At 46.9% G+C, this 16,968-nt stretch carries 20 protein-coding genes, 1 tRNA gene, 1 pseudogene and 2 riboswitches; of the genes and pseudogenes, 4 read left to right on the forward strand and 18 right to left on the reverse strand.

From position 1 onward, the window contains the following. Positions 1 to 40: 40 nt before the first annotated feature. The 6 genes from ACPV3A_RS27210 to ACPV3A_RS27235 form a co-directional block, all read right to left on the reverse strand. Complete coding sequence (locus ACPV3A_RS27210; protein ID WP_220686651.1) at positions 41 to 196, reverse strand: hypothetical protein; 156 nt, start codon at positions 194 to 196, stop codon at positions 41 to 43. 185 nt (positions 197 to 381) lie between these two features. Further along, the gene (locus tag ACPV3A_RS27215) at positions 382 to 900 is read right to left on the reverse strand and encodes a DinB family protein (RefSeq protein ID WP_426202507.1); all 519 of its coding nucleotides are present in this window, start codon (positions 898 to 900) and stop codon (positions 382 to 384) included. A 113-nt stretch (positions 901 to 1,013) separates the two neighbouring features. Further along, on the reverse strand, positions 1,014 to 1,313 hold the full coding sequence (locus ACPV3A_RS27220) for a phage holin family protein (RefSeq protein WP_071222109.1): 300 nt from the start codon (positions 1,311 to 1,313) through the stop codon (positions 1,014 to 1,016). 189 nt (positions 1,314 to 1,502) lie between these two features. Then, positions 1,503 to 2,057 (reverse strand): hypothetical protein, encoded by a 555-nt coding sequence (locus ACPV3A_RS27225; protein ID WP_426202509.1) that lies wholly within the window; start codon positions 2,055 to 2,057, stop codon positions 1,503 to 1,505. Between the two features lie 161 nt (positions 2,058 to 2,218). After that, a complete protein-coding gene (locus ACPV3A_RS27230) occupies positions 2,219 to 4,024 on the reverse strand; it encodes an ABC transporter ATP-binding protein (protein WP_426202511.1) in 1,806 nt (601 codons plus the stop codon). Next, on the reverse strand, positions 4,021 to 5,766 hold the full coding sequence (locus tag ACPV3A_RS27235) for an ABC transporter ATP-binding protein (RefSeq protein ID WP_194540775.1): 1,746 nt from the start codon (positions 5,764 to 5,766) through the stop codon (positions 4,021 to 4,023). Before ACPV3A_RS27235 ends, ACPV3A_RS27230 begins: the two co-directional genes overlap by 4 nt. Positions 5,767 to 6,028: 262 nt before the next feature. Between ACPV3A_RS27235 and ACPV3A_RS27240 the strand changes: the two genes are divergently transcribed. Next, positions 6,029 to 6,361, forward strand: coding sequence for a hypothetical protein (locus ACPV3A_RS27240; RefSeq protein WP_426202513.1), 333 nt, complete (start codon positions 6,029 to 6,031; stop codon positions 6,359 to 6,361). Between the two features lie 274 nt (positions 6,362 to 6,635). On the opposite strand, the gene ACPV3A_RS27245 is transcribed toward ACPV3A_RS27240, so the two are convergent. Continuing rightward, positions 6,636 to 7,364, reverse strand: coding sequence for an N-acetylmuramoyl-L-alanine amidase (locus tag ACPV3A_RS27245; protein ID WP_194540774.1), 729 nt, complete (start codon positions 7,362 to 7,364; stop codon positions 6,636 to 6,638). A 399-nt stretch (positions 7,365 to 7,763) separates the two neighbouring features. On the opposite strand from ACPV3A_RS27245, the gene ACPV3A_RS27250 reads away from it, so the two are divergent. Beyond that, on the forward strand, positions 7,764 to 7,973 hold the full coding sequence (locus ACPV3A_RS27250; RefSeq protein ID WP_426202515.1) for a DUF6199 family natural product biosynthesis protein: 210 nt from the start codon (positions 7,764 to 7,766) through the stop codon (positions 7,971 to 7,973). Positions 7,974 to 8,464: 491 nt separating this feature from the next. Here ACPV3A_RS27250 and ACPV3A_RS27255 read toward each other — a convergent pair whose 3' ends face one another. After that, a complete protein-coding gene (locus ACPV3A_RS27255; protein WP_074961926.1) occupies positions 8,465 to 8,563 on the reverse strand; it encodes a YjcZ family sporulation protein in 99 nt (32 codons plus the stop codon). A 276-nt stretch (positions 8,564 to 8,839) separates the two neighbouring features. Here ACPV3A_RS27255 and ACPV3A_RS27260 point away from each other — a divergent pair, with 276 nt between their 5' ends. Next, a complete protein-coding gene (locus ACPV3A_RS27260) occupies positions 8,840 to 9,082 on the forward strand; it encodes a WGxxGxxG family protein (RefSeq protein ID WP_194540773.1) in 243 nt (80 codons plus the stop codon). Positions 9,083 to 9,716: 634 nt separating this feature from the next. On the opposite strand, the gene ACPV3A_RS27265 is transcribed toward ACPV3A_RS27260, so the two are convergent. From ACPV3A_RS27265 to ACPV3A_RS27300, 8 genes and pseudogenes are all read right to left on the reverse strand, one after another. Continuing rightward, the gene (locus tag ACPV3A_RS27265; protein ID WP_194540772.1) at positions 9,717 to 9,932 is read right to left on the reverse strand and encodes a hypothetical protein; all 216 of its coding nucleotides are present in this window, start codon (positions 9,930 to 9,932) and stop codon (positions 9,717 to 9,719) included. A gap of 163 nt (positions 9,933 to 10,095) precedes the next feature. Continuing rightward, complete coding sequence (locus ACPV3A_RS27270; RefSeq protein ID WP_220686656.1) at positions 10,096 to 10,272, reverse strand: hypothetical protein; 177 nt, start codon at positions 10,270 to 10,272, stop codon at positions 10,096 to 10,098. 73 nt (positions 10,273 to 10,345) lie between these two features. Continuing rightward, positions 10,346 to 10,797, reverse strand: a pseudogene (locus ACPV3A_RS27275) (DNA-methyltransferase); the annotation flags it as partial. 145 nt (positions 10,798 to 10,942) lie between these two features. Further along, positions 10,943 to 11,110 (reverse strand): LPXTG cell wall anchor domain-containing protein, encoded by a 168-nt coding sequence (locus ACPV3A_RS27280; protein WP_426202519.1) that lies wholly within the window; start codon positions 11,108 to 11,110, stop codon positions 10,943 to 10,945. Beyond that, positions 11,107 to 11,532 carry an Ig-like domain-containing protein gene (locus tag ACPV3A_RS27285; RefSeq protein ID WP_426202520.1) on the reverse strand — a complete coding sequence of 142 codons (426 nt, stop codon included), beginning with the start codon at positions 11,530 to 11,532 and terminating at the stop codon, positions 11,107 to 11,109. Before ACPV3A_RS27285 ends, ACPV3A_RS27280 begins: the two co-directional genes overlap by 4 nt. Beyond that, positions 11,529 to 13,148 carry an Ig-like domain-containing protein gene (locus ACPV3A_RS27290; RefSeq protein WP_426202521.1) on the reverse strand — a complete coding sequence of 540 codons (1,620 nt, stop codon included), beginning with the start codon at positions 13,146 to 13,148 and terminating at the stop codon, positions 11,529 to 11,531. The genes ACPV3A_RS27285 and ACPV3A_RS27290 overlap by 4 nt, the downstream gene beginning before the upstream one ends. Positions 13,149 to 13,945: 797 nt before the next feature. Next, positions 13,946 to 14,036: riboswitch (cyclic di-GMP riboswitch) on the reverse strand. A gap of 378 nt (positions 14,037 to 14,414) precedes the next feature. Next, positions 14,415 to 14,633, reverse strand: a complete 219-nt coding sequence (locus tag ACPV3A_RS27295) for a hypothetical protein (RefSeq protein WP_426202523.1) — start codon at positions 14,631 to 14,633, stop codon at positions 14,415 to 14,417. A gap of 399 nt (positions 14,634 to 15,032) precedes the next feature. Next, positions 15,033 to 15,167 (reverse strand): hypothetical protein, encoded by a 135-nt coding sequence (locus ACPV3A_RS27300; RefSeq protein WP_426202525.1) that lies wholly within the window; start codon positions 15,165 to 15,167, stop codon positions 15,033 to 15,035. Positions 15,168 to 15,286: 119 nt separating this feature from the next. Here ACPV3A_RS27300 and ACPV3A_RS27305 point away from each other — a divergent pair, with 119 nt between their 5' ends. Next, on the forward strand, positions 15,287 to 15,454 hold the full coding sequence (locus ACPV3A_RS27305; RefSeq protein WP_426202526.1) for a hypothetical protein: 168 nt from the start codon (positions 15,287 to 15,289) through the stop codon (positions 15,452 to 15,454). Positions 15,455 to 15,714: 260 nt separating this feature from the next. Here ACPV3A_RS27305 and ACPV3A_RS27310 read toward each other — a convergent pair. Both ACPV3A_RS27310 and ACPV3A_RS27315 read right to left on the reverse strand, forming a co-directional pair. Further along, a tRNA-Thr gene (locus tag ACPV3A_RS27310) sits at positions 15,715 to 15,786 on the reverse strand. Between the two features lie 108 nt (positions 15,787 to 15,894). Beyond that, complete coding sequence (locus ACPV3A_RS27315; protein WP_071222119.1) at positions 15,895 to 16,200, reverse strand: MTH1187 family thiamine-binding protein; 306 nt, start codon at positions 16,198 to 16,200, stop codon at positions 15,895 to 15,897. Between the two features lie 359 nt (positions 16,201 to 16,559). Next, a riboswitch (cobalamin riboswitch) is annotated at positions 16,560 to 16,793 on the forward strand. Positions 16,794 to 16,968: the final 175 nt, after the last annotated feature.

The raw sequence follows: 16,968 nt of genomic DNA on the forward strand, positions 1-16,968 counted from the left end.
CCGCTTCCCATGCCGGGAGGCGGCTCTTTAATTAATCAGATTACCTTTTAGCTGACAGGACAAGAATCAGGGTTGCCAGCGGGCCTAGCAATAAGGATAGCAGAAACCAGTTTAATCCCGTTCTATTTTTCCCTTGAGCCAATCCCGCATTGATTAATGCCAGCGTTCCCCACCCGACGTAAAATTCATTATTCATCATATCTCCTCCTATACCGCGCTCTTTATTTGCTTACTACGTTTTGACATCTGGATCGTTGCAGGGTATACAAAAAAAGAGCAAGGAAAGCTCCCTGCCCGGGGAATATGAACGTGAATAGCAGCAGCCTCAAAATTCATTAGCCGCGAAGGCCAAAACTCTCATCGGAGTGGACTTTCGGTACTTTAAGATTGCTCCAATTCTCTTAACAGCTGAAATATCTGTCCCCGATGGTGGGACTCATGCTCAATCAGATGATAGATGACCCATTCCGGTGTTACATCGTACGGTTCCAGTTGTCTGACTTTCCTCCAATCCGAGAGGTCCATGCCTTTGAAGTGGGCAAGCAGTTCATGACGTACCTTCTGCATACGGTGAAGGTGTTCATCCAGTGACTGATCCGGCACTTCAGAAAGACGGTTATCTTCGGTACGGTGATCCCAGGGAAAGGAGGTCTTTATTTTCGGATCCCAGTCGGATTCAAGCACCTCAGCGTATAGCCAGTCCGCTTCAATATAAGCAATATGGTACAACAGCGAACCGATCGACTGCCGACCGTCCGCCCTATGGTTCAACTGCTCATACCGAATCCCTTCCAGCCGTTTCAATATCGTTCGCCGCACATCCTCAAGTCCCCATATCCAGCGGCCGATCTCCGGCTCAAATCCAGGCAGTGCCTCAACCGTCAACGTTTTCCTCTGCAAATCTTCACGCTCCCTTAAATCATCTTATGGACTTAAGAGTAACAGGTTCAAGCGGCAGACTGCCAGGTAAAGTTCGGTTTAGTCAAAAATCATCCCGGGCCATTCAGCCGTTCTTACTTCTTTCTAGTCGCAATCGCCTCTGCCGTTTGTTTAACGGCCTGATGGCCGAATACCGCAAACGCCCCTGCAAGTATGCCTTGAATGATATTTTCCACGCTCCAGCCGATCAAGCCGGTTGTGAATAGAATCGATACGACCATAACCAAATATACAATGCTCCAATTCGGAACCTTGGGCGTTTGCTTCAGCACATATCCGATTACCCAACAGGCAGCAACGACCATGAAGAGCCGCGGGTCGATCAATTGAAAAATGACGCTCCATTCCATGGTAAACCCACCCTTTCCATTCATCTTCTACATCCTATTCCCCGAGCCTATCGATCGGCTTGTATTTATATCCTTATTCTCGCAAGCAAAATAATAGAATATGCGAAACGGAATTTACGATAGGTTTAACGATATGCAGACGCAGCAACGAATTACGTTGTTCCCCGGTGGAGGAAATACGCAGTGAGTATCCATTATGAATGGCGGTGACACTTAAGGCTGCTGCCTCCCCGCTTCAATAATTCCGATGATCCAGTCGGTCAGCCGCCGATCCTTCTCTTCTTGACTGCAATCAGAGGGGAAGGCTAGGTAGTGCTGATGCTCAGGAATCCGAGGCACCCCCTTCTTAAGAGAAGCTTCTTCTGAATCCTCTTCGTACTGCAAGAAGCGCAGATCTCTTCCATCCAGTGTCTGATAGGCATAACAGCTGTACTCGTGCCCATCAATAACGGTCCAGTGATGTCCTTGTACCCTGGGATTGCACAACACATGCGTACCCTTCAGCTGGTTTAGCGAGTAAAGAAAGCCTTGCAGCCTGGCTTCCGTGACGTGGTAATCATCCAAGTAATAGCGCTGCGAGACTCTGGCAGCATTCGTGTCGATAATCTGGTAGTTTAGAATAAACGCAGCCCCTGTGTGCAGCACCGGATCAAAGTAATCCTTCTGAATCCAGCCCTTATGGCGGGACAGGCGATCGGACACCAGGTAATCGATATTGCTATGGTCCAGGTTATAACCGAACGTTACCAAGAATTTGCGATTCTTCATATAGATCTCTCCCTCATACATCTGAATATCGACCCATTATTTACCATAAATATTATACAAAAAAAGGCAGCCTCCACACCAACGGAAGCTGCCCTGCTCTAAACCTATCTAAACCTGTCGAAACCTGTTCTTACATCCCCAATTCCAAACCAAACTTGATGTTATACCTTACTAACTTCAGCTTCATCCTCTGCGGGGGCCTGAGCCTCAACAGCGGTCTGCTCGCCCTGCCATAACAGCTGCATCTCTTCGCTCGTGGCGAGCAGCTCTGTCAAGCTACCCTCCGCTTCGATTCGCCCATCCTTCATGACGATGATATGATCGGCTTTCGAAAGAGCTGCCCTCCGATGCGATACCGCGATGCAAGTGACGCCCTCCTCCTTGAACAACCCATCCCATACCTGCTGCTCCGTCTCCACGTCCAACGCGCTGGACAGATCATCAAAAATGAATAAATCCGCGCCCGTGATCAGCATGCGTGCCGTGGCCGCCCGCTGGATTTGTCCCCCCGACAGCATAACGCCCCTCGGACCGACAAACGTCTCCAGTCCCTGATCCAGATTCTCGATATCCTTCTCCATGACGGCCAGCCGAACAGCCCGTTCCAGAGCTTCCTCGGTCCGCTCTTTCTTCCCTTGCACGATGTTCTCTATCAAGGGATCGCTAAACAGCCTTGGAACCTGCGGAGTATAGGCCGCCCGAGGAGGCATAAGGAAGGTTGCCGGATCCACCTCTTCCCCGTTCCAGCGGATCGTTCCTTCCTGTTTCGGCAGCAGTCCCAGCAATGTCCGGACAAGCGTCGATTTCCCCGCCCCGATTCGTCCGGTCACCACCAGAAACTTGCCGCGCTCCAGGCGGAAATTAATATCCGTTATGCCATTCTCCGAATTCGGATAATGGTACGATAAATTCTTGACTTCCAGCTCCTTCAGCTTCTCTCCTGGTTCTCTGTGAATGACGGGCAGTTCCGGCGGCTCTTCGTTCAGATACGTTTCCCGTGCCTCAATGATCCGGTCTTCCTCACCAGGGCGAAACAGCGACCGCATCCGGTCAAAGGAAACCTTCAGCCGCTTGTGCTGGAATACCATATAACCGAATAAGGAAATGCTGAAGCCGATATTGGCCAGGTAAGACGTGAACAAAGCAAAGTCCCCGACGGTAAAATGCCCGGCCTGCATTTCAGCTGCGCACATCAGCAGAATCAGTCCCGTACAGATGCTAAGCACATGCTGATTCAAGGATCGCATCCATTGTTTGAACAGATTATCCTTCAGCGCTGCCTGCCGGCGGTCTTCGTTCAGCTTCATAAAGCGCTCATGTACATGATCCTCGGCCTGCCCGAGCTTCAAGGCTTGAACCGCACCGAAGGTTTCCGCGATAAAGCTGGTAATGCGCCCTGTAGCTTCCCGGTTCTTTAGGCCGTAACGACGCGCGCGGTTGCCGGACAGATTGTTCAGGAGCGTGACCACCACGAGCGGCAGCACGGCCACCAGCATGATCTTCCAGTTAATGCTCGCCATAATGACAACGGATACGAGGGCAAAAACGAGACGTCCCCAGAAATCCACCCAGGATTCCACGTATTCCACAACTTCATCCACGTCATCGCGGAAGCGGCTCATCGCCTCCCCTGGAGAAGCTGGCAAATTACGTCCCGGCCAGCGCATAATGCCGGCCAGCATGTTCGTGCGCAGAATGGCCTGAATGTGGTAAATATACGTTACCCATTGATAGAAGGCCGCAAAGAACGTCCCTACCCGCGCAACCCTTACAACGGCAATAAAGATCAAGGGTACCGCCAGCCATACATAATCCGTGGAATTGGCCGTCGCCCGGTCAAAAAACCACTGCATCCCCAGTCCGATCAATAGCGGCAAAGAATGAAATATGCACCACAGCAGACCGTTGATTAAAAATAATGAAGGCCTGAATCGAAAGAGGCGCCCTATAAAACCCGTGATGGTCATGCCAGTTCCTCCTCTCTGCCTGTGCTCAGCAGTCTGGCATAATGTGATGCCGGATCAAGCGCAAGTGCTTCCCGTGCGCCGAATTCCATAATTCGCCCGTCACCCAGCACCATAATTTTATCCACCTGCTCCAGCGTAGCCAGCCGGTGCGCGATGATGATGCCCGTACAGCTGCTCATCAGCTGATCCACGGCTACCTGCAGCATCGTTTCCGTTGCGGCATCCAGGCGTGAAGACGGTTCATCCAGAATCACCAGACTTGGTTGCGTCAAAAATACCCGGGTTAAAGCGAATAGCTGAGCTTCTCCCGCGGACAGCGAAGCTCCGCCTGCTGTCAGATGCGTATCCAGGCCTTCCGGCTGTGCATCGATCCATTGCCGAAGCCCCAAACGCTCCGTCGTTTCCAGAATGAATGCATCCGACACGCCGTGATCAAACAACGTCAGGTTGTCACGCAGCGAGCCATCGAACAGCTGCACATCCTGTGTGACCATCCCCACCCGGCGGTAAAGCGCAGGCAGCTTCAGCTTCGTGATATCAGTCCCCCCAACGCGGATCACGCCGCTGTCGATGTTATACAGTCGAAGCAGAATACGGCTGAGACTCGACTTTCCGCTGCCGGTACGACCGATAATGCCCAGGCGTTCGCCTGGTTTGACTTCAAAGTTGATGTCTTTTAACACCGGTTTATCTTCGTTATAACTGAAGCTGACGCCCTCAAATTCCAAACCGAGCGCCCCTTCCGGAAGCTCCTCTTGCTCACCGTCCACAATCTCGCTCTTGTTGGACAACAACTCTCTGGAGCGCAGCATGCCGGATTTTGCTTTTTGGAACTCCTGCACTTGGTCACCCAGCATCTCGATCGGATCATTCAGCATCTGCGTATACTGGTAGATTAAGAACAGGGTCCCCAGCGTAATTTCACCGATCAGATAATAGCGAACCCCTAGTAACAGGACTGCGGTAACCGCAAGGGCAAACAGAATCACCGTGGTATTCCAAGGGACAACGCGGAGCATCCAGGCTTTTCTCCCTTTCAGAAACACGGTGCGCATCATCCGGTGAAACCGATTCATCACATACGGCACATTGCCGTTCGCCTGTACATCCTCAATGCCGGCGATGCGTTCCTCAATTAACCCGAACAGCGAAGCGCTGGCTTCGCGTTCATTCTTCGAAGAATTGACGCCCATATTCCGGATGAACACCATGAACAAAATGGACAGCAGCGTAAACACCGTCATGACGATCGCGATCGGCAGATTGACCGTAAACATAAATCCTAGTATGCCGGCGAGCAGCACAAAACTTCCGATAACCTGCACGATGAACATCGCGAAGAAGTTCGAAATATTCGTCACGTCGCCGTCCACCCGCTCGATCATCTCGCCGGGCGTTTTGACATTATGAAATCGCATATCCAGCCGCAAGCAATGCTTCAAGAGATCGCCGCGAAGCCGGTTTGTCGCTCGCCATGAAATATCGTTCCCCATATAGCTGACAGCCACGGTTATCAGCTGGTTAAAAACAGCCACGACCAGAAACAATCCCGCCAGCTGAATCAGCGCGGCTATAACCCCGCCTTCGGCTGCCGTGTCAATAAATCGTTTGACAATTTGCGGATTCAAAAGCTGCAAGCCCGTCGACGTCAACAGCAACACGAGCAGCAGTATTAACCGTCCTTTTACCGGTTTCAAATACCGCAGCAGCCATGACATTGAAACCTTTTCTTGTTTGGGCACAGTGCCCACCCCCATATGCAAGCAAGTATGTACGGACCTCCATCCCCCATAAAGCAAGGTGTGGCGGCAGTAAATCATTACCAGTCTACATGATATCGACCGTCATTCCTAGGTAAAGAATAATTATAAATATGTACTAAACCTTCTCCCTTTATATAAAAATAGCAAGTCAATACCTGCTTCAAAAAAAAGCGAATCCGATAATTCAGCATACTCGTATATGTATAATAGAGTGACGTGCAACTTTTTGGAGGTGGGCATAATGAATACTGGGATCAGTGGATTAGACGGACTGGATGAAGAGAAGCTATCAGAAATTCGCGAAAATGCCGCAAGGCTCTCGGACATGAAACAAGAAGTGCCCGTGGAAGAATTGTTCACGGAATCATTTATTCAAAGACATACCAAGTTTTCTTCAATCGGTCACTTGCTGAAAGCCGCAGGTTATGAGGGAAGCACAGATGAAGAGTTTGACGAATTCATACAAGGACATACGATTAACCCGTTTATCGTTGAACATACCCCATTTCGCAGCTGGCAGGATTTCCAGGAATTAGCCGTATCGGCTTATATCACGAAATGGCTGGGATTGTAAATAGCTCATCCAAAAGCCTGGGCTTTGCCTCAGATGAGGGAAGACAACCAAAGAAGCCCCTCTAACCGATGTTAGTGGGGCTTCTGATATATTTTTTAAGGGGTGCTTATATCATAAGCTCCGAATATTAATGGAAGCTTAAATTAGGATTAAAGGGACATAAATTGTTCGATGGGGCACAAAATAGCACTGCTCTTTTGCACCCCCCCAACAAGTGGAGGTTTGCATATCCATGGATGAGAACCATACTTCCTATCTCCAAATAATCAGGTGTTTATTCGGTCGTAACTGTAGCCGTCTTGGTCTTATTATCCCAGCTCACTCTGGCGCCTAATGCTTCACCGATGGCCCGAAGCGGCACATAGGTCACGCCATTCTCAAGCTTCCCATCCGCGATCTGCTTTCCGTTGACGACGACATGTACCTTATCCTCCACTGTACCAGCCCCCTCTTTCTTCTGAAGCCCCAAATATTTAGCAATGCCATTCACATGCCCGATCGCAATAGAATCTATTACATCCTGCCGTTTAAGCTTAGCTGCATCTGCCGCGACATCGATAAACAAGTTTTCGGTTAAGACGGCAGGCATTTTAGATTCACGGACCATATGCAAGTTAGCGGCCTTCTGCCCCCGATCGATGACTCCGAAGGTTTTAATGGCATTCATGACCTCCGTATGCATAACGTTCTGCAATTTTACCGAACCGGAGCTTGCCGAGGTATATCGATATGACTCAAAGCCCCCTGCACCTCCACCCGCGTTACAATGGATGCTAACTAGGATATCTGCGCCAGCAGCGTTTGCCTTATGAGTCCGTTCAGCCAATTCAAGGAACACATCTGAAGACCGGGAGAGTAGTACTTGGACATCGCCATAATCAGCTTCCAATCGTTTCTTCACAGCAAGAGACACCGCTAACACGACGTCTTTCTCCTGCAGGCCATTTCCGGTTGCTCCGGAATCCTTCCCGCCATGCCCTGCGTCAATCCAAACCTTTTTCACGATCATTCACCGCCTTTGTAGGTTGTTGAATAGCCCGGTGTTCCATTACAGCGAAGGCAACTGCAGCAATTCCTTCCACCAATGCTTGGGCACGCTTATATTAGGCAAGCAACTGTAAGTCCTACTGCAAGGACGAGTATAATATATAAGATACTCCAATCTGGTACATTCGGTGTTTGCTTAAGCCTATATTGGATGGCCTAGATACAGTCTCTATGTTCGTCGATGCCATTCATATCTGGCTTGGTCTATTAATATTCGGAAATCCGAAGAAATAGCAATCCGAATGAACTGTAGCTCTGGTGGAATTATCCACCTATTTAGCTTGTAATATGTATTACTCGGATTAACTATTTTCATTGAGCTTTTGGTGAGGAGCTGGTTAATATATCTGGATTTGTGCTTATCTTGTTTGCTGTCGTTTTTTTGGTACGTGGTGTATTGAGAATACGCAAACCCACTTGGGGTTCCTTATATAGAATCTGGAAAGTAAAGTATGAGTCTGAGCCAAGTTCGGACTACATTCAATATATTAAATCGAGTGGGCTTCTTCTGCTGGTCCTCGGATCCATTTTATTAGTGGCTGGAATTCTCATTGTTCTGCTATGATCCCTCTCTCCAAGCATAATAGCGAGCCCCCACACACCTTCTCGCCTTTTTCAACGGTTATTACATCCTATCAACGGAAAAGCGGCAGATAGTCAATTCCATTTCATTCTCAAGTTGTAGCTCTATGGATAGTGGTGAACCTTTGTTAAGGTTCACCACTGCATTACAGACTTTTTATGCGTGATTCTTCTTATGCTTTTTACACTTTACGATGATTTTTTGCCCAGGTTTGAGGACGATAACTTTAACCTTATGATGATGTTTTTTCATAAGAAATCCTCCCTTCACAGAAGATATTGCATTATATGCAGCGTCTCCGAGAATGATTGGACTACTAATCTATGAAATGAAATCATGAAACGATCGACAAAAGAACCCTCTTCCTTATTGCGCTGTGTTATGGAAAAGGCACCCAGATTTGTCTGGATGCCTTCAAATATAATTCTGGAACATTCCATTCACGCAAGTGGGTCCTTATACAAGGTATTTACTTAAAATCCCCAAGTACGCAGTATAATTACAAGTAGAATAAAGAGGACGAGAATAACACCAATACTACTTCCATACCCAGAACCTTCGTATCCACTCATTTTTCCCTACCCCTTCCTAATTGGAATAATACATAGTATGTAAGGGCGTCTGATAACGCAAAGGCAAGAGGTAATAGTCAAGGACATATTTTTGTAAAAACAAGAACTATCGAAGATGCGATTACTGTTTAGCCCTGTTCATATCCGTATTTCCGCTATAACGATGAGGATGTCCTTCGTTGTTCAGTAACGAATAATAATATCCGTAAAGTGCACCATAATTCTGGTACCTGTCCCGCTAAATAATCAACATTATTACGGAAAGGAGTTCAAATCGTGAAGAAAATCCTCGCCACATTTTTAGCCGGTATTAGTATTGCTTTGATTCTTGCGGTTCCTGCTTTTGCAGAAAACAACAACAACATGAATTCAAACGATATGAGAACCAATAACGTGAACACAAACGGCTATAACACGAATGCTGTAGGCAATGACAACGATACAGACTGGGGCTGGCTCGGTTTGCTCGGTCTTGCCGGCCTCGTAGGTCTGAGACGTCGCAATCCTGAACGTCATTAAAGACCTGTTGAAGTAATATAATAAAATCCTGCTCATTCGAGCGGGATTTTATTATTTCTTTCAACAATCTCAGAGTCCACCCTGGTCAAGATCGGCCCTTTGACTCAACACACTTTGCAGCAAGGTTCCCTTTCGTGAGTCCCGTTCCTTTTCAGATAAGATCTACTCGTGTTCAAATGAAACCATAGTGAATTTTACCTGAATTTGATATACTGACATCATTACTTTAGTCATGGGTGCGTGATCAATCAAATGTGGGATAAAGAACTAAAAATAGCCATTCAGAAGAAGCACATCGTGACGATATACCTCATCAATGGCGAAGTATTACAAGGCATACCAGATACTTGTACAGATCGCTTAGAGATGCGGAGTGCTTATGGGCCAGTCTGGGTTCCATTAGAGGAAATAAAGCATGTGAGTCGATTAATACGACTAGACGAAAAAAGGAACCTGCTGGCATAGCCAGAGGTTCCTTTTTTCGTGTCATTTTGTTCGATGCTTATCTTACTATAGTATTTATCAGGATAGTTCTTTGTTCAGTAACTACAAATCATATTCTGTTAAGTTATAAGAAAAAAAGCCTCTATAAGCGTCATCTCACAATAATTAATGAAATCGAGAAAGAGCACCTTTAAAAATTATCCTTCTGCAGTTCGATATCAATTTCTATCAACTTTTTCAGGTCATCCACCGTCTTGATCTCAATCCGGCCATCTTGAAGGTCCTTAACCCACTTGGCTAGGCCAGCTTTGACTATTTTTCGGTATTGTTCCTTGCTCTCGAGGATACCTTCCATGACTGCGAGCTCATGCTGCAGAAGCAAATCTTTATTCTCAGGTGTTCCCATTGTCGTTCCCTCGGCTTTCCGTTATGATGGAATGCGAGATGCGGATGTCTGCAAAATGCCACGCGTGGCGGGCCGCTATCTCAGCCGGGGGATAGTCGAATAGGAGGACGTGTCAGCGTCCTTCTTTATTATGGACAAAGAAAAGACCGCCCCTTGGCGGTCTTTATCCTGCGTTCACAAATTGGATTATCCCAATAAGAACTAACAATAGATAAACAATAATTATAATTAAAAAACCTAAGTTCAACCCCTTCGAACCACCATGTGGTCTCTTCCCAACTTTCCTCTCCACTGAATCAAGTCGATCTTTAAGTTCTTGTATTTCTTTCTCTGGATCCATTCTAGCCTCCTTAAAGCGTTCTTCAACCCATATATATCCATTCAATAAATACGAACTATATCCTCTTTCTATACTAAGAATTGATACGAGAAATGAGGACTGGCTCTATGCCGGTAGCTTCCTTGTACCGTTTTTTAATGACGTCGCAGAACTTCGGATCAATCTCCATGGTACGGCAGGGCCGGTCCAGTTGGTCACAAGTCATCAAAGTAGACCCGCTTCAGCCGAAGAAATCTGCCACTGTGTTGCCTGGACGACTACTGTTCTTGATCGGTATGGCCAGCAACTCCAGCGGCTTTTGTGTCGGATGAACGTACTTGCCGACGTCACCACGGGACACTTCCCAGACCGTGGATGGTTCAGGTTCCTCCAAAGGGAGGCCAGCGCGCGCCATACCGAGGTCTGTCGGCGGTCGCCATACCAAGCCGGAGCCTTCCCTTTTAAATGAGCGTAAAATACCGGTTCATGCTGCCAGCGGTACTACGACCAACCGAATGAAGCTGCGTTCTTTACCCATACGCATTGATATTGACTGATCTGCAAATGAGCGGGGCGGATTAGTTCATGCTTGTCTTTATTCTCTAAATATTCAGCGCTCTACTTAATTCTCAATTAAAAAAGAAAAGCAAACACCTTCCCAAAGGAAATTGTGTTTGCTTTCTTTCTTCAATTAAGCTTTTCTTTTTCTGAACATGAGAACCAAGCCAGCGCTCAAGGCGATGAGCCCTGCGAGTCCCAAGTTGAAGAGGTTTGTTGATGTATTCGGCAACTTGTTGCCTTGAGGTGCACCAGATTGGTCTGCAGATGAAGGAACTCCACCAGATTCTCCTGCGGTCATTTCGTTGTTATCTTGTGCAGAGTCTGACTGGCCAGCCCCATCTCCAGAATCCTCAGGAGCTGTACCGTTACCTGGATCCGTTGGGTTCGTGCCGTTCCCTGGATTTGTCGGGTTCGTTCCGCTCCCCGGATCAGTAGGGTTCGTTCCATTACCTGGATCTGTCGGATTGGTACCGTCCCCTGGATCCGTTGGATTCGTTCCATCGTACCGTTCCCTGGATCTGTTGGATTCGTGCCGTTGCCCGGATCTGTCGGGTTCGTGCCGTTCCCTGGATTTGTTGGCGGCGTATTCGGTTCTGTTACTCGAACGCTAACTGTAACCTCGGTTTTGTTGCCCTTGCCGTCATCCACGATAACGGTAAAGCTATCCTCACCGACAAAGTTAGGATCTGGGGTATACTTCCAGCTTCCGTCCGGATTCACAATGACGGTTCCGTTCCCGGCGGTTGCTTGCCTGGGGTATACGTCAATGGATCTCCATCCGGATCCGTACCATATACATCGCCCGTTACGGATGTACCTTTGTCCGTCGTTACTTCTTTATCCGGAGATACTGGAGGTTGATTTGTTGGTGGTGGAGTCGTTGCTTCCGTCACATCAACGATAATCTCAACCTCAGTTTTGCCGCCCCTGCCGTCGTCCACGATAACCGTGAAGCTATCCTCGCCGACAAAGTCGGGATCTGGGGTATACTTCCAGCTCCCGTCCGGATTCACAATGACGGTTCCGTTCCCCGGTTGCTTGCCAGGGGTATACGTTAATGGATCTCCATCCGGATCCGTACCATAAACATCGCCTGTCACGGAAGTACCTTTTTCCGTTGTTACTTCTTTACCAGAAGATACTGGAGGGTTATTCGGCTTGTCCGTTACGTCCACCCTCACCGTCGATGTCGTAACACCGCCCTTACCGTCGCTCACTGTGACTGTAAAGATATCCGGACCAACATATCCGGGATGCGGCACGTACTCCCACGTTCCGTCGGTATTGACGATCACCGTACCGTGCTTCGGATTACTTTCGATGACAAACGTAAGCGTATCCCCATCCGGGTCGGTTCCATAAACACTGCCAGTTACCGATGTATCCTTCTCCGTCATTACATCGTAATTTTTAGTCTCAGGCGCTTGGTTTGGCGGGTCCTCTACGTGAATCGTCACCGTCGAGGTGGAGGTCCCACCTTTGCCGTCGCTTACCGTAACCTCAAAGCTATCGGTTCCGGTAAAATCAGGATCCGGCACGTACTCCCACGTCCCGTCCGGATTGACGGTCACCGAACCATTTTGCGGGTCTGTTCCTTTGGTGAATGTCAGCGGATCACCGTTTGCGTCCACGCCATACACGCTTCCTGTTACGGTTGTGTCTTTCCATGTCGTTTCTTCGAAATCCGGGACGATCGGCGGACGATTCACATCGACCGTAACACCGTTGGATGTCCGGGTTTCATGATCCCCTGACAAAAAATTGTCGTATTCCACAGTCGCTTGGTTGGAGACGCCTGTCGTTTTGTATTTCGAGAGGATTTTAACTTTAAATTGGACCGTTGTCCCGTCAGGTAAGACGTCGACGTTCGGAATTCTGCCTGCCTGGCTTCCGTCCGCTCCGTTCCCTAACCGAACGATAACCCGATTTTCGTTTGCAATAAATTCCCCTCGGTCATCGCCGCTTGCATCGGTCAACTGACCGGCATTCGGGCCCGATACAATCTCTAAAGATCCAGGGACGTATTCGGTTCCCTCAGGAATGTTATCCGTAAATACTGTGTTGCCCGAATCGTCTCCACCGTCATTTTTAAAGTTAACGGTGTAAGTTAAGACATCCCCTTCTTGTACATTGTCAACGGGGTCTACGGACTTTGTTACAACACCACATGGTTCTGTACCAAGGAAGATGTCGTCTAAGAAGTTCCCTGCATCTTGTCTTCCATCGGCACTACTAACCGATTCAAACGCGAAGCGTGTTACCTCCTGCCCAACTGGAACGGTATACGTACCGGAATAATACGTCCATTCTTTATTCCCGGAGCTTATTTCTCTCACGGTATTTAAATCTCCGATTGATACAGTGGATGGACCGATTTTAACTTGCATCGTGTCTATACCTTGATCTCCCCTGTGGGCTAACCGCCAATAAATCGTTTGTCCCGGTGTCGTTTTCACATCTTGATATAAGGTGGATGCTTCCATTGCATTCAATTCTGCAAATTGATTTCCATGCGCACGAGAGATATTTACATAACCATTTTCATACCTCTCTATCTGCAGTAAATGATCAGACGCTGTTGTTTCCCACCCGGGGACTTCATCCTCATGAATTAACGAATATACACCAGAAGGGGCAGTAGGATCAGGGAAAGGTCTATTATTTGCTGGCTCTTCAAAACTACCGTTAACTAAAGCAACCCTATTCCCGCATGAATTCTGAGTTGGATCTGCAAATGTTGTTTGAATCCCAAGCGGCGCAAATGGCAGCCAGTTGCTGACTATTAAAGCTGTCGCCGCTGTGATAGCAGCCCGTTTCATTAACCGCAGGTTCATTTTTCAACCTCCTATTTAAGTTCAATCACGAAGTCTTTTTTCTAGAGCCTAAAGCATTAAAGTTAGCTGATAATAGCAGACATTCGAGATTTTTCATGATGTGACTCTATCAGTTCTCAATTCAAATGGGGAGGCATTCATATGTATTTTTCATTCGCCTCAACTGCTTTACTTTTTCCCCCCTCGTTTATCATCATTATCTATAGACAAAGCTAAAAGCCCCGACTATCACTAATTCAAATTTTAAATATCTCAAAAAGAAAACCTCCGTCCTAAAGCAGACGGAGGTTTCCGTCGTATTCGATAGCTGGCTGACATAGGATTTCAGTAAATCCGTTAGCCCCTCTAGCTTTGCGTCCCCATTTTTCAATGGGTTTGCCTTTATCGTACGAGCATGTGTTTTTCTGAGAAAATTAACCATTAGATTTAAATTATATTATAAAAGAATCATAAGTTAGGATCTCGAGACTCATTTTTCGTAGTTATTTCTTTCTATTTGTCGTTTTTAGGAAAAGTATGATGATAATAGGACATTGGTCATATTTTTTAGAAAACATTTATTTTAAATATAGAACCAAAAAGCTGTCCGATGAGGACAGCTTTTTATACTTTCCTATTCTTAAAACTCCTCATGATCCTGCTCAAAGAACCCCGTTAGTTTCAACGTATTGGCCATACTCTAGGTTCCCTGAAGTATCAAACCAAAAGCCCTTTCAAGCTGCTGCGTATAGAACCGATACCGTTGATACACCCAACGCTGCTTTTCTATCAGAATCGTAGTGTTGGCAGTCTTATCAGCATGAAGATCCTCCTGATCGATGCGGCGAGCAACTTTGCCATCAACGGCCACTGTTTTAAATCGTCTTCGAATTTTTCAAAATCCTGCATGAGCATTGCCATCTCTTTATATTTTACGAGCAGGAATTTTGTACGCTGGATCTCCGCTTCGTTTGCTTTTGGAAAGAATTCTCCTTTTCTCCATGACATCGCAGCCCCTTCCGTTTATTGATTCTCTGGGGTTGGATTATATTAATTTTTAGCTACCGGGATTAAACTTGATTGGTTCTTTTAACATTAACCGTGTATTTAGGTACCCCGGCCTGAATCAACCGGGATTGTGACTCTGGTCTCTATTAAGCGGCTCCGCCGCCTTTATCATTTTTGTGACCTTTTCCTTATACTTCTTCCACTTCGGCTGAATTTGGCTGGAAGGAATGCCAGCAATTTTTTGAAATCTCAACCCATGTCTTACCCTCACTCAGACTTTTTTCCAAGAACAACGGGAAATCCAATGGAATATCTTCAAAAGAAGGGCGTTCTTTCAGGAAGAACCGTTCCAGCTCCTCCTTGCTAATCTCTTCATCGCTGGATAACTGGCCCTCAGAATCAGAAGGTGCCGTTCGCTGCAGGCTTTTGATCAGCTTCCTCGAAGGTCATTTCCTGCCCATCCGATTTTTCCTCATGCTGCTGGTCTTGCATCCATTCCGTGAGTTCGGAACCTTCCTGAACTCCTCCGCTCATGATGATTTGATCTCCCCTCACAATTTATCATTCATGTAGACTATGAAACTTTACATACTCGAGAGGAACTTATCTTCTCCATGGATGGTCCATTTGAGTTAGTTGAGGATGGCCAGCTTATGAATTTCACAGACAGTAAACCTGTAAAGTTTCATGATTTGGATTACACGATGGACAGACGGATCAGCTTAAAGCTCAGTCATCCTGCCAGTAGGTACTATAATTCTGCCTTCGTGCAAAGGAAAGATATCGAGCAATTGCTGCAGTTTTATGGAGAAGATTTTTAAGGAGGATCTTTGATGAGAGGACATATCGCCAAAAAAGGGAGCAAGTATTACATTAGATACCTATTCCCACGTGCTGCCCAACTTGCAAGAAGCTGTTCTAAATACAATTGGTGACTCAATCTTAGGGAAGTAAATCGAGGACGAAAAACCCACTTTACTAGACTAAAGGGTAGAAAAATTGGTAGAAGAACGGGTTAAACAACAAAAATGGCGCGATTCCGAAAACTCGGAAAACCGCGCCGTTGTTGACTTTATGAAGATGCTGGTGAAGGGAATTGAACCCCCGACCTACGCATTACGAGTGCGTTGCTCTACCCCTGAGCTACACCAGCACATGTGATTCGATGTTATTCCTCACGAAACAACAAAAATTATTATAATACTTCAGCAGCAAAATGCAAGCCCAATTCTTACGGAAATATCCCCCGAAACTGGCGGCGCTATCCGCCTAATTTCTCCTGCACGGACTGGATCTTCTGTTTGCTTGAGGAAACTTGGTCCCTGCGGTCGTCGATCTTCACGGAAGTCGATACGCGCTGCGCACCGGACAGAAAGGGCGCTTCATGCAAAGCCTCTATCGCCCGCCAGATCATGTTAAGCTCTCCCTCGATGATGGTGCTCATCGAAGTCAGCTCATAGGATATTCCATCCTGTTGTTTCAATACACGCTGCATCTCAGCAACATAAGAGCTCAAACTCGTTGTTGCGGTTCCGATTGGAATCACCGTTACCTCCGCTATTGCCATCTTAAAACCCTCCCTTGTTCCCATCCCATTTATATGGAATGCTCTAAATTTCCGAATACTGTTATCATAACAATTCTGGCCCTCCATATCAAAGTCCGTCTGCCTTTAGCTTCACACAAGATATGGTGTACCTTCCTCGTTTCGTCCATACGAATATATCCTATTTTGTCAAAACGATAATATACGTGGTATCTGCGCAGAAAAGGTCGCATTTGGTCACAATTCAGGAAATGTTATGGCCTTTTGGCAGTTTCTTAACTGGCACAATGACCGCTCGTTTGCTATAATTCATTTTGCGTTCAATTTTAAGAATATGGTTTACAAACACAATATATTGGGTTAAATTAGATTAACAACAACCAAATATAGTGTGTATAGGTGCCGGATCAACCTATAAGGCAGTCCGGCTTAATAGGGAAGCATGGTGTAAATCCATCACGGTCCCGCCACTGTAAGGGCTCTAAGGCTGTTTATGATCTATCAGCCATTCACATCCGACATATGCCACCGAGGAACCGGAGCAAGGTCTCGGGAAAGGCAACGCCGAGGGAAGAAGCTCAAGTCAGGAGACCTGCCTATATGCAGTAGACACCAACCTACGGGGTTTTAGGTAAGTGTTCGTTAAACTTGCGTCTGTACATAACATCATGCCCGTTCATGGGCTTATGGCAAACGTCATTTTCGAATCACAGCGCACGGACATTTTCAAGCCTGCCCGCGGGTTTTAGAAAATGTTTTTTTGATGTCCTTTTTCATATTTCCCCCGAA

Origin of the sequence: Paenibacillus sp. Dod16 (genome assembly GCF_049893405.1) — a bacterium.
Classification (GTDB): Bacteria; Bacillota; Bacilli; order Paenibacillales; family Paenibacillaceae; genus Paenibacillus_AQ.